The following is a 21,845-nucleotide window of genomic DNA, read 5'->3' as shown; positions in this document are numbered from 1 at the left end:
CACTCACCGGATAAATATCGGGATGGATGAGTGCGATGAAATTTTTAGGCAAGTTTTTCCTTAGCTTACTGCTGCTGATTCTGCTGGCGCTGGTTGTGCTGTATGTGTTGCTGCAAACACAATGGGGCGCTGGCTGGTTTAGCCGTTGGGTTAGCGATAAAACCGCCTGGCATCTCTCTCTCAGCAAGATTGAGCACGACTTTACCTCCCCTTCGCACATCATCCTCGACGATTTCAGCTTTGGTCATGATGGCCAGCCCGCGGTATTAGTGGCAAAGCGCGTCGACCTTGGCCTTGCGCTGGTGCAGTTCAGCGATCCGCTGCATTTCAACAGCATTGAAGTGCGCGACGGTGAGATCAATCTCGCCAATCAAGCGCCCGATACCACGCTACCGATGCAGGCTAATCGCCTGCAGCTGAACAATGTGCGTATTGAGAATCCGCATAGCACCATGCCGATGACCGCTCAGCGCGTGAACGGCGGTCTTCTGCCGTGGAAGCCGCTGCCTAATGACGTGCTGGGCAGCGATGCGCAGTTCCAGATCAGTGCCGGAACCCTGACGCTGGATGGCGTACCGGGCAACAATGTGTTGCTGCAGGGCAGCATTAAGCAACGTCGTCTGGTATTGAGTAATATTGGTGCCGATTTAGCGCGCGGTTCTATGACCGGCAACGCCGAGCGTGATGCGCAAGGCAACTGGAAGATTGACCAGCTGCGCCTCAACGATATCCGCCTGCAAACCCATCAAAGCCTGAGCGACTTCCTCAATCCGCTGCGCGATGTACCTTCGGTGAGCATCAATCGTCTGGATATGACCGATGCGCGCCTGCAAGGGCCTGACTGGGCAGTCACCGACCTTGATTTGACGCTGAAAAACGTTACCTGGCGCGGTGATGACTGGCAAAGCGAGGGCGGTTCAATTTCGATGAATGCCGGGAATTTTATCAACGGTGGATTTGAATTGAACGATCCTATCGTTAATGCCGATCTTTCAGCACAGGGCATCGCATTGACGCAGTTTAGCTCACGCTGGGTCAATGGCGTGATTCGCGCCAGCGGGAGCTGGACGCGCAGCGATAAGCGTTTGACGCTGGATGAACTGGCAATTGCTGGGCTGGAATACACTCTGCCACAAAACTGGCGTGAACGCTGGCAGGAGACTTTACCGAGCTGGCTGGATAGCGTGCTGGTAACGCGCGCCACTGCTAACCGTAACCTGATAATCGATATCAATCCCACCTTCCCCTTCCAGATGACGTCGCTGGATGGCAGTGCAGATAATCTGCTGCTAGCACGCCAGCATCAATGGGGAATCTGGAGCGGCAAAGCCAGCTTCAATGCGGCCGAAGCCACCTTTAATCGCACCGATTTGCGCCACCCTTCCATTGCGCTGAATGCCAATGATCAACAGATTCAGGTCACTGAACTGAGCGCCTTTAACGGCAGCGGCTTACTGGAAGGGACAGCAACGGTGGGCCAGGATGTGCAACGTCCGCTGACGCTGAATCTGAAAGGTCAGGCGGTGCCAGCAAACGTGCTGGGGAATTGGGGTTGGCCAACGCAGCTGAGCGGCAACAGTAATTTGCAGCTGCAACTGAAAGGCTCGCTGAATGCCAGCGCGCCGCTTCGCCAGAGCGTGGATGGCACCTTGTCGGTGACCACCGATGCACAAGCGGTGCAGCAGACGATGCGTGGCGGGCAGGTTCAATAGATTAAAAACCAGGTCGCCATGAATGGCGACCCTACGATTATATCGCTGGGTTTTCGTAGGGTGCGCATTCGTGCGCGCCTGCATAAATAGGCAATTTATTGCTTAAATGAGCGATATTAAGCCATGAATGACGACCCTACGATTATATCGCTGGGTTTTCGTAGGGTGCGCATTTATGCGCCTCTGCATAAATAAGCAATTTATTGCTTAAATTAGCGGTGTTAAGCCATGAATGGCGACCCTACGATTATATCGCTGGGTTTTCGTAGGGTGCGCATTTATGCGCACCTGCATAAATAGGCATTTTTTTGCTTAAGTGAGCGGCATTAAGCCATGAGCGGCGATAATACGTTGCTAGTTAATACGCGCCCCGGAACCGCCTTCTTCCAGCGAGCCGTCAGAATCAGCCGGCAGCACGATATACACGCCTTCAAACACCGCGCCTAACTCCTCGTCACCGAACAATTCGACTTCCATCTGTACACGCGCTTTACGACCACGCGCCAGACGATCGAGATCGCCACTCAGCGAGCCAAGATCGGCAATCGCCCCCGGACGACCGCTGATGGGCTTGCTATAGCGGATATGCGCATCCGCCAGAATGATGGTCCCGCCAAGATGACGCTCGCGCAGCAGCAGCCAAATTAAGCCCCAACCGGTGAGCGTGGCGAGAGAAAAAAGGCTACCCGCAAAGAGCGTATGGTGAGGGTTCTGGTTGCCCGCTTCGGGCATAGTGGTCACAAATTTCTGCCCGGTATATTGCAGAATGCGCACGCCCATTTTTTCACTCAGCGGGATGTGCTCGTACCAGGCTTGCTGCAGCTGCCCGCACCAATCTGCACGATGCAGAATATCGTCGAGCGTGACTACCGGTTTGATCATCAGGAAGTGGCGCACTGGCGTGGTTTGCGGCGCAGTGATTTCGCCCTGGTTGACGTAGCCCAGCTTGGCAAAGAATTCGACGGCGTCTTCGCGCGCGCTACAGGTGACGCGTTTGGCGCCTTCCTGACGCGCGACCGACTCCAGCGTCATCGCCACCAGCGTGCCCAGGCCTTTACCCTGTACGGAAGGATGCACTGCAAGGAAGCGAATCGCCGCTTCGTTTTCCGCGTTGATGTACAGACGGCCCACCGCGACGGGTTTGCCCTGCTCATCCACCACCATTTGATGATGCGCCAGCGCATCCCAGGCATCACGCTCAGAACCCTGCGGCTGACGCAGCGGCTTTCGTAACATTTCCCAACGGAACTGGTAATACATATCCAGCTCTTCCGCCGTTTGCGGTACGCGAAGATGATACATAAAGTGATTCTCTCGTTCGGAGCTTGCGTGGCTAAGTCCTTGCCGCTCGGCTGTTAACCTCACACCTGTAACCAGAAGGTCACCGGACCGTCGTTTACTAACGAAACCTGCATATTGGCGGCAAAACGCCCATTTGCGGTGGTCACACCCTGTGTTCGGCAGCAATCGCTGAAGTAATCATAGAGACGCTCGGCTTCCGCCGGTTCTGCACCACCCGAGAAGGAGGGACGCATACCTTTATTCGTATCAGCGGCGAGGGTGAATTGCGACACCACCAGCACGCTGCCGCCGGCCTGCTGCACGTTGAGATTCATTTTGTCATTCTCATCCGCAAAGATGCGGTAGCCGAGAACGCGTTCGGTCAAACGCTGCGCCTTTTGCTCGTCGTCGCCCTTTTCCACACCCAACAGCACCAATAACCCATTGCCAATTTCACCCACTGTCGCGTCATCAACGCTGACACTGGCGCGACTGACGCGCTGAATCAAAGCAATCATGTTTCCTCTCGTTCTCTTTCGCGTTCCTGCTGTTTTAACTGGCGATAGTCATCCAGCGTGACGGTGATTTCCGCGCCTAACAACACAATACACCACGACCAGTAAACCCAAAGGAACAGAATCGGGATGACCGCCAGAACGCCGTAAATTAACTGGTAAGAAGGGAACATCGTAACATAGAGCGCAAAGCCTTTTTTGCCCAGCTCGAACAGCAAACCGGCAACGATGGCGCCGATCAGCGCATCGCGCGTGGGAACGCGCCGCGTCGGCACAATGCTATACAGCAGCCAGAAGGCGAGGATGGAGAGAAACAGCGGGAAAATACGCAGCAGCTGATCGACCAGGCTGGTGACGCCGGTGACGTTCACCCAGCGCAGCGACAGCAGATAGGAGCTGAGGGCTAAGCTGGCACCCGCTAACAGCGGGCCCAGCGTTAGTATCATCCAGTACACAGCAAAGGAGTAGACCATGGGGCGCGGCTTATCGCTGCGCCAGATGGTGTTTAGCGCGCTATCCACCGAATGCATCAGCAGTAGCGCCGTGACAATCAATCCGACAATACCGACCGCCGTCATTTTGTTGACGTTGGCAACGAACTGGTCGAGATAGCGCTGAATGACGTCGCCCGTCGCCGGTATAAAGTTGGTGAAAATAAAGTTTTTCAGCTGCACGCTGATATCCGAGAACATCGGAAAGGCGGCAAACAGGGCAAAAACCACGGCAATGAGCGGCACCAACGCCAGCAATGAAACGTAGGCCAGATTACCCGCCTGCGTCGTCATGTTGTCTTCGTCAATGCGGCGCCACAGCAGTTTAATCCACAGAAAAAAGGCATGCGCCGAGTGGCGCAGTTGTCTTGGCTTTAGCACTCAGAGACGACCCGCAAACCAATCCGGCACGGTTTTCTCATCGACCACCAGCACGCTCTCAATGCCCAGCGCACGCGCCGCGTCAATGTTGGCCTGATTATCATCGAAGAATACTGCCTGATCGGCCTGATAACCTTCGTGCTGGAGTACATAGTTGTAGATGCGCGCTTCCGGCTTACGCATGCCGATATCCTGCGACATATAAAGATGATCGGCCGCCTGCTGAACATCAGGATAGTGGGTTGGCCAGAATTCGAAGTGCAGCTGATTGGTGTTCGACAGAATCACCACGCGCTCGCCATTGGCACGCAGCTTGTTCATGATCGCCAGCGTTTCCGGACGCACGCCGACGAAGACCGCCTGCCAGCCTGCCGTAAATTGCGGGTAGCTCAGCGCGATATCCAGCTGATCGCAAATGCGTGCCGCGAATTCGGGATCGCTGATTTCGCCACGTTCGTGTTTCTCAAAAGCCTCATCCATGCGGAAACGACTTTGCAGCGTTGCCAACGGCACCCGCCCTAAATCGCTCCAGACGCCGAGCACACGATTAAAATCGATATCAACAATCACATTGCCTAAATCAAAAATGTACAGCATGACGCCTCTCCTTTATGTTCCCTGGATCGTTAACTCTAGCGGTAAAAGCGTGAGCTGAACAGGGATGAGAGGCGGGAAATCAGCATTCTGGAAGCGAAAGCAAAGTTCATCAGGCGAGCGTTGCAGCGGGTTGCAGGCATAAAAAAGCCCCGCAGTGCGGGGCTCAATATCAGACTGATTCGCTTAGTCTTTGCTGCCACGAGAAGAACGCTTACGATCGTTCTCGGTCAGGTGACGTTTACGAATACGTACTGACAGCGGAGTCACTTCTACCAGTTCGTCATCATCGATGAACTCGATAGCCTGCTCCAGCGTCATTTTCTGCGGTGGAACCAGAGTGGTTGCTTCGTCAGTACCTGACGCACGCATGTTGGTCAGTTTCTTACCGGTCAGACAGTTTACTGTCAGGTCGTTAGAACGGCTGTGAATACCGATGATCTGGCCTTCATACACTTCCGCACCGTGACCCAGGAACAGCTTACCGCGATCCTGCAGACCGAACAGGGCGAACGCTACCGCTTTACCCTGACCGTTCGAGATCAGTACGCCGTTCTGACGCTGGCCCACTTCGCCTGGACGCACGTCGTCGTAGTGGCTGAAGGTGGAGTACAGCAGGCCGGTACCTGAAGTCATGGTCATGAATTCGTTACGGAAGCCGATCAGGCCACGGCTTGGGATCATGTAGTCGAGACGTACACGGCCTTTGCCATCTGGATCCATATTTTTCAGATCGCCTTTACGCTCACCCATTGCCTGCATCACAGAACCCTGATGGGTCTCTTCGATGTCGAGGGTGACGTTTTCGAATGGCTCCTGCTTACGCCCTTCATGCTCACGGAAGATAACTTTCGGACGGGATACCGCCAGCTCGAAACCTTCACGACGCATGTTTTCGATCAGCACCGACAAGTGCAGCTCACCACGACCTGACACGCGGAACGCATCAGAATCTTCAGTTTCTTCAACGCGCAGTGCCACGTTGTGTACCAGCTCTTTATTCAGACGCTCCAGGATCTGGCGCGACGTCACGAACTTACCTTCTTTACCGCAGAACGGCGAGGTGTTGACGTTGAAGAACATGGTTACGGTTGGTTCATCGACGCTCAGGGCCGGCAGCGCTTCCACATTCTGCGTGTCGCAGATGGTGTCAGAGATGTTCAGCTCGCCCAGGCCGGTGATAGCGATGATATCGCCCGCTTCCGCCAGGGTGCTTTCGATACGTTCCAGACCCAAATGGCCCAGTACTTTACCGACTTTACCGTTACGGGTTTTGCCTTCGCTATCAATGATAGTGACCTGCTGGTTCGGCTTAACGGTACCGCGCTTGATGCGGCCGATGCCGATCACGCCCAGATAGTTGTTGTAGTCCAGCTGCGAGATCTGCATCTGCAGTGGCGCTTCAACTTCAACCTGAGGTGGAGAAACGTGGTCGACGATCGCCTGATACAGCGGGGTCATGTCGTCAGCCATGTCGGTGTGTTCCAGACCCGCGATACCATTCAACGCCGAAGCGAAGATGATCGGGAAGTCCAGCTGCTCGTCAGTCGCATCCAGGTTAACGAACAGGTCAAATACCTGATCAACAACCCAGTCAGGACGCGCGCCCGGACGGTCAACTTTGTTGATAACCACAATCGGCTTCAAACCATGAGCAAATGCTTTCTTGGTTACGAAGCGGGTTTGCGGCATAGGGCCATCCATCGCATCTACAACCAGCAGCACCGAATCCACCATGGACATGACGCGCTCCACTTCACCACCGAAGTCGGCGTGTCCTGGGGTATCAACGATGTTGATACGGTAATCATTCCATTTGATGGCGGTGTTTTTTGCGAGGATGGTAATCCCACGCTCTTTCTCCAAATCGTTGGAGTCCATTACGCGCTCAGTCGCTTCGGTACGAGCATCAAAAGTACCGGACTGTTGTAGCAGCTTGTCAACCAGGGTGGTCTTACCATGGTCAACGTGCGCGATGATGGCGATGTTACGCAAATTTTCGATCACAGCTTTGCCTCAGGCATTATAGAAATAACGCGGTATTGTACACGGATTAAGCGGAAGACTGAACATGATCACAGATTTCGCCGAAAGTTTCTCGTAGCGCTGGTTTTTAGCACCATTTACGGTGCATTAATCTGCACTGCGGTGGCGTTTTGCACCAATTTGGTGCTTATCTTCATCCGTGTTGCACCACAACAATGCAGGAAATCCATCCTGGTGCAGCCTTCGACTCACGAAAGCGCGCATTGTAGCGCCATTTTCGCCATTGTCATAAAGTTGGCACAGAATTCGCTTTATCTATTTCAAGCGATAACGACAGTTATAAAACGGTTGAAAGAGCTTGCCGAGATCTTTGGTTAGGAGTGGTCAGCAGTTGTGGCGCATTCCCGGCAACGAAGTTCTCTCACCATGACGATAATGACCATTTCCAGGAGAGTTGAGTATGTCCGCTGAACACGTTCTCTCGATGATGAACGAGCATGAAGTTAAGTTTGTTGACCTGCGTTTTACCGATACCAAAGGTAAAGAACAGCACGTTACTATCCCTGCTCACCAGGTTAACGCTGACTTCTTCGAAGAAGGCAAAATGTTCGATGGCTCCTCCATCGGTGGCTGGAAAGGCATTAACGAATCAGACATGGTGCTGATGCCGGATGCAACCACTGCAGTGATGGATCCGTTCTTCGAAGACTCGACCCTGATCATCCGTTGCGACATCCTTGAGCCAGGCACACTGCAGGGCTACGATCGTGACCCGCGCTCCATTGCTAAGCGTGCAGAAGAGTTCCTGCGTTCTTCCGGCATCGCGGATACCGTGCTGTTTGGACCAGAGCCAGAGTTCTTCCTGTTCGATGATATCCGTTTCGGTTCTTCTACTTCAGGTTCACACGTTGCTATCGATGATATCGAAGCCGCATGGAACACCGGTAAAGAGTACGAAGGCGGTAACAAAGGTCACCGTCCAGGTCTGAAAGGCGGTTACTTCCCAGTGCCACCGGTTGACTCCGCGCAGGACATCCGTTCTGCCATGTGTCTGACCATGGAGCAAATGGGCCTGGTGGTTGAAGCACATCACCACGAAGTCGCCACTGCTGGTCAGAACGAAGTGGCAACCCGCTTCAACACCATGACCAAAAAAGCGGACGAAATTCAGATCTACAAATATGTGGTTCACAACGTTGCTCACGCGTACGGCAAAACGGCAACCTTCATGCCTAAGCCAATGTTCGGCGATAACGGTTCTGGTATGCACTGCCACATGTCCCTGTCAAAAGGCGGCGTGAACCTGTTCTCTGGCGACAAGTACGGCGGCCTGTCTGAAACCGCTCTGTTCTATATCGGCGGTATCATCAAGCACGCTAAAGCGATCAACGCCCTGGCAAACCCAACCACCAACTCATACAAGCGTCTGGTCCCAGGCTACGAAGCACCGGTTATGCTGGCTTACTCTGCCCGTAACCGTTCTGCTTCTATCCGAATCCCAGTGGTTGCTAGCCCGAAAGCACGTCGTATCGAAGCACGCTTCCCGGATCCAGCGGCTAACCCATACCTGGCCTTCACCGCGCTGCTGATGGCGGGTCTTGATGGTGTTATCAACAAGATCCACCCTGGCGATGCGATGGACAAAAACCTGTATGACCTGCCACCGGAAGAAGAAGCTGAGATTCCAAAAGTTGCAGGTTCTCTGGAAGAAGCACTGAACGCACTGAACGAAGACCGCGAGTTCCTGACCCGTGGCGGCGTGTTCACTGATGACGCCATTGATGCTTACATCGAACTGCGTAAAGCCGATAATGACCGCGTGCGTATGACTCCGCACCCCGTTGAGTTCGAGCTGTACTACAGCGTTTAATCAGCATTAAAGATTCGCGGACTTTGCATCGCCGCAAGGCGGCAATCGAGAGAATCCCGGGGAGCTGAGATAACTCAGTGACTCGGGTTAACGAGTGCAGCCAACGCAGCGGGGTGTAAAAGACGCCGAAGATTTTATATTGCCGTGGAAACTTTAGCCCATCTCCGGATGGGCTTTTTTCTCCGCGTATTCATGGTTCGAAGCACAGATTTCCGTCCTGTAAGGCTATAATGCACTAAATTAGTGCAGAGGAACGCTGTATGGCAACTGGCACGCTGCCCGACGCGGGGCAGATTCTCAACTCCCTAATCAACAGTATTTTGCTGGTCGATAACGATTTAGTTATCCATTACGCCAATCCGGCGGCTCAGCAATTACTGGCGCAAAGCTCACGTAAATTGTTCGGCACGCCATTACCGGAATTAACCGGCTATTTTTCGCTGAATATTGAGGTGATGAGCGAGAGTCTCGGGGCTGGCCAGGGCTTTACCGATAGCGAAGTCACCTTAGTGGTGGATGGCCGCGCGCACATTATGTCGCTGACGGCACAGCGTTTACCGGATGGCTTTATTCTGCTGGAAATGGCGCCGATGGATAATCAACGTCGTCTTAGCCAGGAACAAATTCAACATGCTCAGCAGGTTGCTGCCCGCGACTTAGTCCGCGGTCTGGCGCATGAAATAAAAAACCCGCTGGGGGGATTACGTGGTGCCGCGCAACTGCTTACCCGCGCATTGCCCGATCCTTCGCTGCATGAGTACACGCGCATCATCATTGAGCAAGCCGACCGACTGCGTAATCTGGTCGATCGCCTGTTAGGCCCGCAACAGCCAGGTCTGCACGTGACGCAAAGTATTCATCAGGTGGCGGAGCGCGTGGTGAGTCTGGTGTCGATGGAGCTGCCGGATAATGTTTCGCTGGTACGTGATTACGACCCAAGCCTGCCGGAACTGCCGCACGATCCTGACCAGATTGAACAGGTGCTGTTAAACGTGGTGCGCAATGCGCTGCAAGCCTTAGGTGATGAAGGTGGCACCATCGTGATTCGCACGCGTACCGCCTTCCAGCTCACGCTGCACGGCACGCGTTATCGTCTGGTCGCACGCATTGATATTGAAGATGATGGCCCGGGCATTCCGGCCCAGCTACAAGATACGCTGTTCTATCCGATGGTGAGCGGACGCGAAGGTGGCACCGGCTTAGGTCTCTCCATCGCCCGTAGCCTGATCGATCAGCATTCAGGAAAAATAGAATTTAACAGTTGGCCAGGTCACACCGAATTCTCGGTTTACCTGCCTATTCGCCAGTGAGGTTTGTATGCAACGAGGGATAGTCTGGATCGTCGATGACGATAGCTCCATCCGCTGGGTGCTTGAACGAGCGCTCACTGGAGCCGGTTTGAGCTGTGCAACCTTTGACAGCGCTAACGAGGTATTGGACGCGCTCGCAAGCAAAACCCCAGACGTATTATTGTCAGATATTCGTATGCCTGGCATGGATGGTCTTGCGCTGCTGAAACAGATTAAACAGCGCCATCCGATGCTGCCGGTCATCATTATGACCGCGCACTCCGATCTGGACGCGGCGGTTAGCGCTTATCAGCAAGGGGCGTTTGATTACCTGCCAAAGCCGTTTGATATCGATGAAGCGGTGGCGTTGGTTGAACGCGCGATTAGCCATTATCAGGAACAGCAGCAGCCACGTAATCAACCCGTTAGCGGCCCAACCACCGATATCATCGGCGAAGCGCCGGCAATGCAGGATGTGTTCCGCATCATTGGTCGCCTTTCGCGCTCTTCCATTAGCGTGCTGATCAACGGGGAATCCGGTACCGGTAAAGAGTTGGTCGCGCATGCGCTGCATCGTCATAGTCCACGCGCGAAGTCTCCTTTTATCGCGCTGAACATGGCGGCGATTCCTAAGGATTTGATCGAATCTGAGCTGTTTGGTCACGAGAAAGGCGCATTTACCGGCGCGAACCAGATTCGTCAGGGACGTTTTGAGCAGGCCGATGGCGGTACGCTGTTCCTCGACGAAATTGGTGATATGCCGCTCGACGTGCAAACCCGCTTATTGCGCGTCTTGGCCGATGGCCAGTTTTATCGTGTGGGCGGCTATGCGCCGGTGAAAGTGGACGTGCGCATCATCGCGGCAACCCACCAGAACCTTGAATTGCGCGTGCAGGAAGGCAAATTCCGTGAAGACTTGTTCCATCGTCTTAACGTGATTCGCGTTCATCTGCCACCGTTGCGTGAACGTCGTGAAGATATTCCGCGCCTGGCGCGCTACTTCCTGCAGGTTGCTGCACGTGAGTTGGGCGTGGAAGCAAAGATTCTGCATCCGGAAACCGAAACCGCGCTGACGCGTCTGCATTGGTCCGGTAACGTGCGCCAGTTAGAAAACACCTGTCGCTGGTTAACCGTGATGGCGGCGGGCCAGGAAGTGTTGATTCAGGATCTGCCGCCTGAACTGTTTGAATCCAGTACGCCGGACAATCCAGTGCAGTCGCTGCCGGATAGCTGGGCCACGCTGCTGGCGCAGTGGGCCGATCGCGCCTTGCGTTCCGGTCATCAAAACCTGTTGTCCGAAGCGCAGCCGGAGATGGAGCGAACGCTGCTCACAACCGCGCTGCGTCACACGCAGGGGCACAAACAGGAAGCTGCGCGTCTGCTCGGCTGGGGACGTAATACCCTGACGCGCAAGTTGAAAGAGCTGGGAATGGAATAACGCAGAAGTTTGCGTTTTGAAGCAGGGGAGCACATTGCTCCCCTGTTTTTATATCACTCGCGAAAACTGCTGCATGCGCGCCTTTTGCCGCATATATACATCGAAGCACATACAGATGTTACGAATCAGCAATCGACCAACGCCAGTAACGTGCAGGCTGCGACCGCGCTGCTCCAGTAAACCATCGGCCACCAGCGGCGCTAACAGCGCCAAATCCTCGGCAAAATACGCTTCAAATGCCACCGGGTATTGCGCCTCTATCGCCGCAAAATCCAGTGCGAAGTTGCAGATTAATGACTTAATCACATCCCGGCGCAGACAGTCATCATCGCTGAGCGTCAGTCCGCGCCACAGCGCATCACCGCGCTGCTCGACGTCCGCGTAATACGCCTTCAGCTCTTTATGATTTTGCGCATAGCCGTCGCCCAGCATGCTGATTGCTGACACGCCCAATCCCAGCAGATCGGTTTCGCCCTGCGTCGTGTAGCCCTGAAAGTTACGATGCAACTCGCCGGCGCGTTGTGCGACCGCCAGCTCATCATCCGGACGCGCGAAGTGATCCATGCCGATAAACTGATAACCTTCGCCGGTTAAGGTGGCGATGGTTTCCTGCAGGATTTGCAGTTTCTCCGCCGCGCCCGGCAGCTCATCATCTTTAATTTTGCGCTGTGCAGCGAACAAGGTTGGCATGTGCGCATAGTTGAAAACGCTGAGGCGATCGGGATTGAGTGCAATCACGCGCTGTAAGGTAAACGCGAAGCTTTCCGGCGTTTGCAGCGGCAGACCATAAATCAGATCAAGGCTAACCGAACGAAAACCCTGTTCACGCGCCCGCTGCACCAGCGCGAAGATGGTCTCTTCATCCTGAACGCGATTGACGCGCTCCTGCACCGCTTTATTGAAGTCCTGCACGCCCATGCTGAGGCGATTGAAACCTTCTGCCCGCAGATGATCGATCATCTCCAGCTCAATTTCGCGCGGATCAACCTCGATCGACATTTCGATATCATCGGCCAGCGTAAAATGATCGCGTAGCAGCGCCACCAGCCGGCTCACCTGCTGCGTGTTAAGGAATGTTGGTGTGCCACCGCCCCAGTGCAATTGGGTGACCAGCCGCCCAGCAAACAGCGGTGCGCGCTGGCGGATTTCCTGCTCCAGCACGTCCAGATAGCGATCGGCTTTATGCAGCTGACGCGTCACAATTTTATTGCAGCCACAGAAGTAGCAAAGACGATGGCAAAACGGGATATGCACATACAGCGATAATGGACGATCGGGATAGCGCTCAACCGCCTGCTGGAAATCTTCCTCACTAAAGTTCTCACTGAACTCCAGCGCAGTGGGATAAGAGGTATAACGCGGGCCCGCGTAATTATATTTTTCGATGAGGCTCTGGTCCCAATCAATCTGCGGCGATGACATGCTCACTCCTTACGGTGACGTCGTCTGAGAGAGGGTCGCGTAGCAGAAGAGTGGACGAAGCGATGGGCTGAACGCCGACGTAAACGCGACTTCAGACGCGACAGGCGGCGTAGTTTAAACAATAACCAGATCAGATAACATGTCAGCAGCAGCGCGAAAATTGATCCAGGCCAAAGCATAGGTGAATACCTGTTTAGCGCGGCATGCCTTTATACGCATGCCGATCAAAATTGGCCTTAATTACCTTTTAGCAGGCGCATCATATCTTCTTCGGCCTGCTCATCTTCGACTTCATCATCAAGTGCGATGCCCAGCGCTTCCATCAGTTCATCGATGCGATCTAAGGTTTGATCCAGCCAGGCCTGATCTTCGCCGCTGAGGGTTTCACCGTTTTCCAGGCGATCCAATAAGGTATCCAGACGTTCATCATTTTCCAGCTTCGCCAGCTCTTCTTGTGGCGTCAGACGAACTTTCTCCGCTTTTGGCTTCGGTTTGGCAGCGGGCTTCTTCGCCGGCTGGGTTTTACCATCAGCAACGAGTGCAATAGGGGTTTTGCTGCCCAGGCGCGGATCCTGAACCTTTTTACCCTGGCCTTTGCCAGCAGTTTGCGTTTCTGGATTAGCACGGCTGCCAGATTTGTGGCCGCTGTGCTTTTTGTCGCGTTTGCGATCGCGCGCTTCCTGATTGAGGTCTTCACGCGATTTGCGTTTGGCTTTCGCAGCAGGTTTGCCACGCGGGGCTGATGCAGGTTGCTTCATGGTGTCCGGTCTCGGCGATGCTTTGTGAGTTCAGTATAGAATTGCGGCGAAATCTAGCAGAAAGTAAGCAAAGAAAAAAGGCGATAGCCTGTGCTATCGCCTTATTTCGCACCTTCATCCGAAGGAAACACGTGATAAATCCTTTACGGCTCACAACGTCCCGGTTGCTCCCTCGCCACATCGCTCCTGCGATTATTCCCTTTCCCTGTCCGATTCCTACCTGAATCGCTTCCTGCCATGCTCTTGGTCATCCCCGACGCTCCTGAGCTCATCATCCTGATGGGTGCTGCCGTGCACTGACAACAAATGTAGACTAATGGGTAAAATGAACAAGTGAGACTTGTCTCTAATTAAGAGCGGCATTTCCCATAAACAAACCAAGCTATTGAAATATAACCTTTAAAATAAAGATTAACTTTCAATGAAACGGTAATAACTGGCAGTAAAAATCCTAGATCTCTTACAAAATGGCGTGTTAAGACGCTATCGGGCACTTTTGCGCCATTACAGGTATAATCAGCCCCATTGCCCGATTCATTTTGCTGGAGTTTCACTTTGTCTGCTTTGAACTATCACATGACCCATTTCATGCTCAGCGCCCCCGATATTCGCCACCTACCGGCGGATGTGGGTATTGAAGTTGCTTTTGCCGGGCGCTCGAATGCAGGCAAATCCAGCGCGCTGAACACCATTACCAATCAAAAAAGTCTGGCTCGTACCAGTAAAACGCCAGGTCGAACTCAGCTAATTAACCTGTTTGAAGTGGTTGAAGGTAAATGTCTGGTCGATTTGCCCGGTTACGGCTATGCCCAGGTGCCGGAGGAAATGAAACGTAAATGGCAGCGCTCGCTGGCAGAATATCTGCAAAAACGTCAGGCGCTGAAAGGGCTGGTGGTATTGATGGATATTCGCCACCCGCTGAAAGACCTCGATCAGAACATGATTGAATGGGCAGTTCAGAGCCAAATTCCAGTGCTGGTGCTGCTTACCAAAGCCGACAAGCTGGCATCTGGCGCACGTAAAGCGCAACTCACCATGGTGCGTGAGGCCTCGCTGGCGTTCAATGGCGATGTCCAGGTGGAAATGTTCTCTTCACTGAAGAAGATGGGCGTTGATATTGTGCGCAAGAAACTGGATAGCTGGTTTAACGAACTGGAGCCAGCACAGGAAGGCGACGGCGAAGAGAGCGAAGAGTAATTTCGCAGCGGCTTTTGAGAGAAAGCCCAATAAAAAACGCCCCAGTCATAAATGACTGGGGCGGCTAAATATTCAGCCAAATCCGATTACGTGAAGTAAAAGGTCTGAAAGATAGAACATCTTACCTCTGTACCCTACGCGATAAACTCTACCTGATTTTCTGCGCCCTACAAAGGGTTTTTTGTTGCTAACTTTCAGAGTTTGGCATCTTTTTTACTAAGCTCATCACACTTTCACGCGTGCGATGTAGTTTAATTACTAAAAAAATGCTTAGCCGTTAGGCAGTTACAAAACGCGTATCCTGAAGGCCGCTTTGCGACGTGGCTGAACCGATTAAGTAAACTTTTTTCTTATGATGGTGTCAGCGGCTGACATTTGCCGCTGACTGGCAGCATCAGTGTGCCTCATCCCAGTTATCACCGGTTCCAACTTCAACCTGCAACGGCACATCCAGCTTCATGCTGTTTTCCATCAGTGCACGGATGGTCTTTATGGCGCCGTCCACCGCATCGCTGCGGATCTCAAACACCAGTTCATCGTGGACCTGCATAATCATCCGTACAGCATCGTCCTTTTGCTCTAACAGCCAACCATCTACCGCAATCATGGCACGCTTGATGATATCTGCAGCCGTGCCTTGCATTGGGGCGTTGATTGCAGCGCGTTCGGCAGCTTTACGACGGATCGCATTGCTGGAGGTGATATCCGGCAACCATAGACGACGACCATCGAGCGTTTCGACATAGCCTTTTTCGGCTGCTTTTGAACGCGTCTCTTCCATATAGCGCAGCACGCCCGGATAACGTTCAAAGTAGAGGTCCATGTATTTCTTCGCCTCGCCCGCGCCAATATTCAACTGACGTGAAAGGCCAAAAGCGCTCATCCCGTAGATCAGCCCAAAGTTGATGGCTTTAGCACTGCGACGCTGCTCGCCAGAAACCTTACTGAGCGTGACGCCAAACACTTCTGCCGCAGTCGCACGGTGGATGTCTTCCCCTTGTGCAAAGGCCTCCAGCAAGCCTTTATCTTGCGACAGATGCGCCATAATACGCAGCTCAATCTGTGAATAGTCCGCAGCAACAATAATATTGCCCGGCCCAGCAATAAACGCCTGGCGAATACGGCGGCCTTCTTCGTTGCGCACAGGGATATTTTGCAAGTTAGGATCGGTGGAAGAGAGTCGCCCCGTCGCCGTTACCGCCTGATGATAGGACGTATGCACGCGACCCGTTACCGGATTGATCATCTGCGGCAGCTTGTCGGTATAGGTCGATTTTAGCTTGGAGAGACCGCGATGCTCGAGGATGACCTTCGGCAACGGATAATCCAGCGCCAGTTCGGCCAACACTTCTTCACTGGTGGAAGGGGCGCCGCCGGGGGTTTTTTTCGTCGGCTTAATACCCTGCTTTTCAAACAGAATGGTTTGCAGCTGCTTAGGTGATGAGAGATTAAATGGCTCGCCCGCCAGCTCATGAGCCTTTAGCTCCAGTTCCGCCACGCGGGTGGTAAGTTCCTGAGAGTGTTTTGCCAGAATGTTTTGATCAATCAGCACGCCATTGCGTTCAATGCGCGAGATGACCTTTAACAAAGGCATTTCAATCTCTTCAAATACCTTCTTCGGCCCGGCTTCAGGCTCCAGCTTCGCCCACATTTTCAAATGCAGTTGCAGGGTGACATCCGCGTCTTCAGCAGCATAGTGCCCTGCTTGCTCAATGGCGATCTGGTTGAAGGTGAGCTGGTTTTTCCCTTTTCCTGCGATCTCTTCAAAGGTCACCGTTTTATGGTTCAGCCAGCGTGCGGCCAGGCTATCCATATCATGTTTACCTCCCACGCTGTTGAGGCAATAGGACTCCAGCATGGTGTCGAACTTGATGCCGTTCAGCTCAATATCGTAATTCTTCAACACGCCGCGATCATATTTAAGGTTCTGCCCAACCTTTGCCGCTTTGCCATCTTCCAGCAAGGGTTTCAGCTGTTTCATTACGTCGCTACGGTCAAGCTGGTCTGGTGCATCAAGATAATCATGGCCAACCGGTAGATATGCCGCTTCTCCCGGTGCAACGGCAAAAGCAATACCAACAATGTTGGCACTGAGCGTATCCAGTGAATCGGTTTCCAGATCGAAAGCGAACAGCTCGGCGCTTTTCAGCTTCTGCAACCACTCAGCAAATGTCGCCTCATCGAGAATGGTAACGTAGCCATCCGCGGAGAGTACGCTGGTGGTTTCCACTGCAGGTGTGGCAGGCTCATTAAGCTGGGTTTTCTGGGCCTGAATATTGCTCTTTTTACCCTGTAGCCAGGATCCATCCTGCAAATCAGCGATCCAGCGTTTGAATTCAAACCGGCTGAATAACGTTTGCAGTGCGACCACGTCCGGTTCATTGACCGTAAGTTGATCGCAGGTTAGGTCAAGTTCAACGTCAGTTTTGATCGTTGCCAGCTGATAAGAAAGGAAGGCCACTTCACGATTCTGTTCCAGTTTCGCCGCCATGGTTTTCGCACCGCGGAAGGAGAGCTCGGCCACTTTGTCGAGATTATCGTAAATTGATTGCATCCCGCCTAACCCCTGCAGCAAGGCTTGGGCAGTCTTCTCACCCACGCCCGGCACGCCAGGGATGTTATCTGAACTGTCACCCATCATGGCGAGAAAATCGATAATCAATTCCGGTGGCACGCCATATTTTTGCTCAACCTCTTCCGGACCTAGCACGGTATTCGTCATGGTGTTAATCAGCGTAATCGCCGGCGTCACCAGCTGCGCCATGTCTTTATCACCGGTGCTAATCAGTACCGGACGACCCAGTTTTTCCGCCTGCTGTGCCAGCGTACCGATGACGTCATCTGCCTCAACGCCAGATACCGCTAACAGCGGCAGGCCCATCGCTTTCACCATTTCATGCAGAGGCTCAATCTGCGCACGCAGATCATCCGGCATAGGTGGACGATGCGATTTGTAGTGCTCAAATAACTCATCGCGGAAGGTTTTCCCTTTGGCATCGAAGACCACAGCCACATGGCTGGGTTGATACTGCATCAGCAAGCTTTTGAGCATGTTGAGCACACCGTACATGGCGCCAGTTGGCTCGCCCGCACTGTTCGTTAGCGGCGGAAAGGCATGATATGCACGGTATAGATAAGATGAGCCGTCGACCAGAATCAGGGGGTTTTCTGCAATTTGCGCCATAGGTTCGTATTTTCTTCGTTGCGATGATTGAGGGCTATAAGGATGCCACAACCGGAGGAGAATGTTGAATGCGCTCAGAGATGTCAGGATCTTTTTCATCGTTACGCGGGGCCGATCGCAAGGATCGGGTTGTGGATAAGTTTGTGCGTAAAAATCATAACGTATTGTTATTTCCGTTAATTGTAATTATATTTATTTCACAACCTGATTAAAATCAAATGGTTATTTAGTTTTTGCGACTTAACGCACCAAAATGAAAAGACGATCGTCCATGTGGATATTTAGTGAAGGGGAATAATCGAGACGAGAGAATAACAAGGCGATATATAAAATAAAAATGCCGACAATGTCGGCATTTTTATTAGGCTAAATTACTTCTTTTCAACCAGGAACTTCACTACGTTGGCGTAATCGGCAACGAAATTGTCCATTGAGCTGGTGTCTAACCCACCGTTGTTAACCATGTATTTGCCGTTAACAAAGATCGCTGGCACACCTTGAAGATTGACATCCGCAGCGGCTTTCTGTTGCTGAGCAACCAGCGCTTTTACTGCGAAGCTATTCCACGCAGCATCGTAATCTTCAGAAGAAATACCGGCTGCTTTAATAAAGGTCTCTTTCAGGCTCGCTGCATCGGTCACGGTTTGGGTCTTCTGAATACCGTCGAATATCGGTGCAGTTACTTTGCTTTCTACGCCCAGCGCCATTGCAACAGCCCATGCCTGAGTAACGATTGGACCGAATTGGCCACCAAGGAAATCAACGTGGTATTTCGTCACTTTAGTGTCAGCCGGCAGGTTCTTTTTCACTGCATCGCTCACGTGATAAACGCGTTCGAACTGGTAGCAATGCGGGCAGAAGAAGGAGAAGAACTCCAGAACCTGCGGCTCACCTGCCACTGGTTTTGGCAGAGTATTAAACTGCTTACCATCAGTGAACTGTGCCGCTGAGGCGCCAAATGCCAGCATTAGACCTACCAGCGCAAACATGATCTTTTTCATCGTGAAACTATCTCCTGAGTACTTCATTAATATTGCGGGCTAAGCTGCAACGGCGGTTCGTGTAACAGCCTTTCCTGCTCGATAAATAATCCAATCTGCCGGCGCCAAAAATCCTCATCTGTCATCCAGGGAAAGGCGCGCGGAAATGCGGGGTCCTGCCAGCGGCGTACCACCCAGGCCAAATAATAAACCATGCGCATAGCGCGTAAAGGCTCAATCAGTGACAATTCATGTAAATCGAAATCGCCGAATTCATTGTAAGCTTCCAGCAAAATATCCCATTGAATCAACTGTTCCTGACGATCGCCATTGATCAGCATCCATAAATCCTGCACTGCCGGTCCGCTGCGCGCATCATCAAGATCGACAAACATTGGGCCTTCACGCCACAAAATATTGCCTGGATGACAGTCGCCGTGCAACCTGAGCGGCTGCCATTCGGTGTGCCAACGCTGCTGCAGTGTCGCGGCTAGCTTATCAACGGCGGCAAGCAGTGAATCTTTGAGAGAAGTCGGTACTAATGCGCTTTGCTCCAGCTCACAACGCGGGTGAAGTACATACTCTTCCAGTCCAAATGTTGGGCGCTGTTGAAACGGACTTTGTCTGCCAGTTTGATGAATTCGCCCAAGAAAGCGGCCAACCCATTCCATCTGTTCCTCATTGTCAGTTTCATACTGCCGCCCACCCAAGCTGGGGAAGACCGCGTACATAAATCCGGCATGATGATTAAGCGTGCTCCCCTTGAGGCTCAGCGGTGCGGCTACCGGCACTTCATCGGCCAACAGATCATGAGTGAATTGATGTTCTTCAAGGATTTGTTGTTCACTCCAGCGCTGCGGACGATAAAATTTCGCCACGTAGCGTCGCTTCTCATCATCGCTAAATTGATAGACGCGGTTTTCGTAGCTGTTGAGGGCTGTTAAGCCTGATTCGACACGCAGACCCGCGTCCCAAAGAGCATCTAGAATGACATCGGGATTCAGCGTCTGGAAATTAAAGGCGGCTTCGCTCATCATTTTGCCTGTGTGTTACCTTTGCTATTAATGCGCAAGGATAACACTACTCATCATCCTTAATCACACCGCGTGCTCGTAATAGCGCGGTTTTGAAGTCCACTTCATAATCCTTTTTTAGTCCGGGGATCTCTGCATCACTACCTGCTTCTCGCATTTTGAGATGGTAAATCAATACATCATCCGTTAATTCACTTAATGGGCCACTGAAACCAGATTCTTGCGCCAGTTTTTGTAAAAATGCCAACAAGTTGAGATCGGAATCCTTTTGCCATGCAGGCTGCAGGAGTTCAAGCAGTTCATTTAGACGGTGGTATTTCATCATGGATTCCTTTATGCAAGTGGTACGCTGCCGCTATGTAAGTATCGTCCAGAATGAAGCAAGGAGACGAAGATGACAGCATTTACCGGCGTGATCCTCGCAGGTGGGCAAGGCAACCGTATGGGTGGACAGGATAAAGGGTTGCTGGTGCTACAGGGACAACCGCTTTATCAGCACGTTTTGCGGAAATTGCGACCGCAGGTCAATATTGTGTTGATAAGTGCCAACCGTAACATTGATCGCTATCAGGCAAGTGGTTGTCAGGTTGTTACAGATTCAATGCCGGATTATCCCGGACCGCTGGCCGGCATGCTCAGCGGACTGCGCCACAGTAAAACTGAATGGGTGGCTTTCTCTGCTTGTGATACCCCGTGGCTTCCACACGATTTTGTTGATCGTTTATGGCAGCAACGAGGGACAGCACCTGCGGTGTGGGTGAAATCTTCACAGCGCGACCACCCCGCTTTGGCACTGGTCAATTGCTCGCTAGCGGATGAGCTTGAGGCCTGGCTGCTGCGCGGTGAGCGACGTCTCATGCAGTTTTTACGTGAGCATGGTGGACATCCAGTTGAATTTTTAGACCCAGAATCATCCTTCCGTAATATTAATACGCCGGACGATTTAGCAAATGAGGAAACTTTGCCATGAACGTGCCCTTGCTGGCATTTACTGCCTGGAGCGGAACCGGGAAAACCACACTCCTTGAAAAAGTCATTCCGCTGCTAAAGGCGCAAGGGATACGATCGGGATTGATTAAGCATACGCATCATCAAATGGATATTGATACGCCGGGAAAAGACAGCTATTTGCTGCGCAAGGCTGGAGCGGATCAGGTTATTGTCGCCAGTAATCAGCGATGGGCTTTGATGTCTGAAACGCCTAATCAGCCACTTAATCTCGTGGCATTAGCATCCAGAATGGAGCTTTCAACGCTGGATTTGGTACTGGTCGAAGGTTTCAAAGATGAGCCGGTACCTAAAATTGCGCTTTGGCGGCGTGGTGTTAAGGGAGAGATTGAAGATTTACTCGATAGTCATGTGATCGCAATCGCCACTGACGAAGATTTAGAGATCAAATTGCCTCTTTTAGATATTAACCAGCCGCAAAGGGTTGCTGATTTTATTGTTGAATGGCTGAAATAATATGGAGGTAGATGTTGTTTTAGCTGGTTTTGCTATTCACTGGACGTAAAAAAGCCCCGAACTTTCGTTCGGGGCTTCTTCACCTAATTGATGCCTGGCAGTTCCCTACTCTCGCATGGGGAGGCCCCACACTACCATCGGCGCTACGGCGTTTCACTTCTGAGTTCGGCATGGGGTCAGGTGGGACCACCGCGCTAAAGCCGCCAGGCAAATTCTGTTTCGTTCACGAAGCCCTGTCAGGCACCGCAA

The 21,845-nt window shown here is 52.5% G+C and carries 20 protein-coding genes and 1 rRNA gene; 7 read left to right on the top strand and 14 right to left on the bottom strand.

Annotated elements, in window-relative coordinates:
• The first annotated feature begins 35 nt into the window (after nt 1–35).
• Nucleotides 36–1,712 carry an AsmA family protein gene (locus tag CRO19_RS09130; protein WP_097095548.1) on the top strand — a complete coding sequence of 559 codons (1,677 nt, stop codon included), beginning with the start codon at nt 36–38 and terminating at the stop codon, nt 1,710–1,712.
• Nucleotides 1,713–2,066: 354 nt separating this feature from the next.
• Here the strand turns inward: CRO19_RS09130 and fabY are convergent, their stop codons facing one another.
• From fabY to typA, 5 genes are all read right to left on the bottom strand, one after another.
• The gene (fabY, locus tag CRO19_RS09125) at nt 2,067–3,014 is read right to left on the bottom strand and encodes a fatty acid biosynthesis protein FabY (protein ID WP_007885253.1); all 948 of its coding nucleotides are present in this window, start codon (nt 3,012–3,014) and stop codon (nt 2,067–2,069) included.
• A gap of 59 nt (nt 3,015–3,073) precedes the next feature.
• Nucleotides 3,074–3,511, bottom strand: coding sequence for a D-aminoacyl-tRNA deacylase (gene dtd, locus CRO19_RS09120; RefSeq protein ID WP_097095547.1), 438 nt, complete (start codon nt 3,509–3,511; stop codon nt 3,074–3,076).
• On the bottom strand, nt 3,508–4,380 hold the full coding sequence (locus CRO19_RS09115) for a virulence factor BrkB family protein (protein WP_097095546.1): 873 nt from the start codon (nt 4,378–4,380) through the stop codon (nt 3,508–3,510). Before CRO19_RS09115 ends, dtd begins: the two co-directional genes overlap by 4 nt.
• The gene (gene yihX / locus CRO19_RS09110; RefSeq protein WP_097095545.1) at nt 4,381–4,977 is read right to left on the bottom strand and encodes a glucose-1-phosphatase; all 597 of its coding nucleotides are present in this window, start codon (nt 4,975–4,977) and stop codon (nt 4,381–4,383) included.
• A gap of 183 nt (nt 4,978–5,160) precedes the next feature.
• A complete protein-coding gene (typA, locus tag CRO19_RS09105; RefSeq protein ID WP_097095544.1) occupies nt 5,161–6,981 on the bottom strand; it encodes a ribosome-dependent GTPase TypA in 1,821 nt (606 codons plus the stop codon).
• A gap of 439 nt (nt 6,982–7,420) precedes the next feature.
• Between typA and glnA the strand changes: the two genes are divergently transcribed.
• The 3 genes from glnA (at nt 7,421) to glnG (ending at nt 11,557) form a co-directional block, all read left to right on the top strand.
• Entirely contained in the window at nt 7,421–8,830 is a 1,410-nt protein-coding gene (gene glnA / locus CRO19_RS09095) for a glutamate--ammonia ligase (RefSeq protein ID WP_097095542.1), read from the top strand.
• Nucleotides 8,831–9,090: 260 nt separating this feature from the next.
• Nucleotides 9,091–10,140: a nitrogen regulation protein NR(II) gene (glnL, locus tag CRO19_RS09090; RefSeq protein WP_097095541.1), complete on the top strand. Its 1,050-nt coding sequence runs from the start codon at nt 9,091–9,093 to the stop codon at nt 10,138–10,140.
• A gap of 7 nt (nt 10,141–10,147) precedes the next feature.
• Nucleotides 10,148–11,557, top strand: a complete 1,410-nt coding sequence (gene glnG / locus CRO19_RS09085) for a nitrogen regulation protein NR(I) (protein WP_008109800.1) — start codon at nt 10,148–10,150, stop codon at nt 11,555–11,557.
• Nucleotides 11,558–11,605: 48 nt separating this feature from the next.
• Here glnG and hemN read toward each other — a convergent pair whose 3' ends face one another.
• From hemN to CRO19_RS25840, 3 genes are all read right to left on the bottom strand, one after another.
• A complete protein-coding gene (hemN, locus tag CRO19_RS09080) occupies nt 11,606–12,979 on the bottom strand; it encodes an oxygen-independent coproporphyrinogen III oxidase (protein WP_097095540.1) in 1,374 nt (457 codons plus the stop codon).
• A gap of 236 nt (nt 12,980–13,215) precedes the next feature.
• Nucleotides 13,216–13,737, bottom strand: a complete 522-nt coding sequence (yihI, locus tag CRO19_RS09075; RefSeq protein ID WP_097095539.1) for a Der GTPase-activating protein YihI — start codon at nt 13,735–13,737, stop codon at nt 13,216–13,218.
• 350 nt (nt 13,738–14,087) lie between these two features.
• Entirely contained in the window at nt 14,088–14,291 is a 204-nt protein-coding gene (locus tag CRO19_RS25840; RefSeq protein WP_141400230.1) for a hypothetical protein, read from the bottom strand.
• Between the two features lies 1 nt (nt 14,292).
• Here CRO19_RS25840 and yihA point away from each other — a divergent pair, with 1 nt between their 5' ends.
• Nucleotides 14,293–14,934, top strand: coding sequence for a ribosome biogenesis GTP-binding protein YihA/YsxC (gene yihA, locus CRO19_RS09070; RefSeq protein ID WP_097095538.1), 642 nt, complete (start codon nt 14,293–14,295; stop codon nt 14,932–14,934).
• 72 nt (nt 14,935–15,006) lie between these two features.
• Here yihA and spfP read toward each other — a convergent pair whose 3' ends face one another.
• From spfP to CRO19_RS09050, 5 genes are all read right to left on the bottom strand, one after another.
• A complete protein-coding gene (gene spfP / locus CRO19_RS26540) occupies nt 15,007–15,054 on the bottom strand; it encodes a small protein SpfP (protein ID WP_071892919.1) in 48 nt (15 codons plus the stop codon).
• Nucleotides 15,055–15,328: 274 nt separating this feature from the next.
• Nucleotides 15,329–18,118 (bottom strand): DNA polymerase I, encoded by a 2,790-nt coding sequence (gene polA / locus CRO19_RS09065; RefSeq protein ID WP_097095537.1) that lies wholly within the window; start codon nt 18,116–18,118, stop codon nt 15,329–15,331.
• A gap of 371 nt (nt 18,119–18,489) precedes the next feature.
• Nucleotides 18,490–19,119, bottom strand: a complete 630-nt coding sequence (gene dsbA / locus CRO19_RS09060) for a thiol:disulfide interchange protein DsbA (RefSeq protein WP_097095536.1) — start codon at nt 19,117–19,119, stop codon at nt 18,490–18,492.
• 26 nt (nt 19,120–19,145) lie between these two features.
• Nucleotides 19,146–20,132 carry a serine/threonine protein kinase gene (locus CRO19_RS09055; RefSeq protein ID WP_097095535.1) on the bottom strand — a complete coding sequence of 329 codons (987 nt, stop codon included), beginning with the start codon at nt 20,130–20,132 and terminating at the stop codon, nt 19,146–19,148.
• A gap of 46 nt (nt 20,133–20,178) precedes the next feature.
• Entirely contained in the window at nt 20,179–20,454 is a 276-nt protein-coding gene (locus CRO19_RS09050; RefSeq protein ID WP_097095534.1) for a YihD family protein, read from the bottom strand.
• 72 nt (nt 20,455–20,526) lie between these two features.
• On the opposite strand from CRO19_RS09050, the gene mobA reads away from it, so the two are divergent.
• Both mobA and mobB read left to right on the top strand, forming a co-directional pair.
• The gene (gene mobA / locus CRO19_RS09045; protein ID WP_097095533.1) at nt 20,527–21,102 is read left to right on the top strand and encodes a molybdenum cofactor guanylyltransferase MobA; all 576 of its coding nucleotides are present in this window, start codon (nt 20,527–20,529) and stop codon (nt 21,100–21,102) included.
• The gene (gene mobB / locus CRO19_RS09040; protein WP_097095532.1) at nt 21,099–21,596 is read left to right on the top strand and encodes a molybdopterin-guanine dinucleotide biosynthesis protein MobB; all 498 of its coding nucleotides are present in this window, start codon (nt 21,099–21,101) and stop codon (nt 21,594–21,596) included. The genes mobA and mobB overlap by 4 nt, the downstream gene beginning before the upstream one ends.
• A gap of 92 nt (nt 21,597–21,688) precedes the next feature.
• On the opposite strand, the gene rrf is transcribed toward mobB, so the two are convergent.
• Nucleotides 21,689–21,804: ribosomal RNA gene (rrf, locus tag CRO19_RS09035) — 5S ribosomal RNA — on the bottom strand.
• Between the last annotated feature and the right edge of the window lie 41 nt (nt 21,805–21,845).

This window comes from Candidatus Pantoea floridensis, assembly GCF_900215435.1.
Classification (GTDB): domain Bacteria; phylum Pseudomonadota; class Gammaproteobacteria; order Enterobacterales; family Enterobacteriaceae; genus Pantoea; species Pantoea floridensis.
This window is presented reverse-complemented; position numbering and strand designations above follow the sequence as displayed.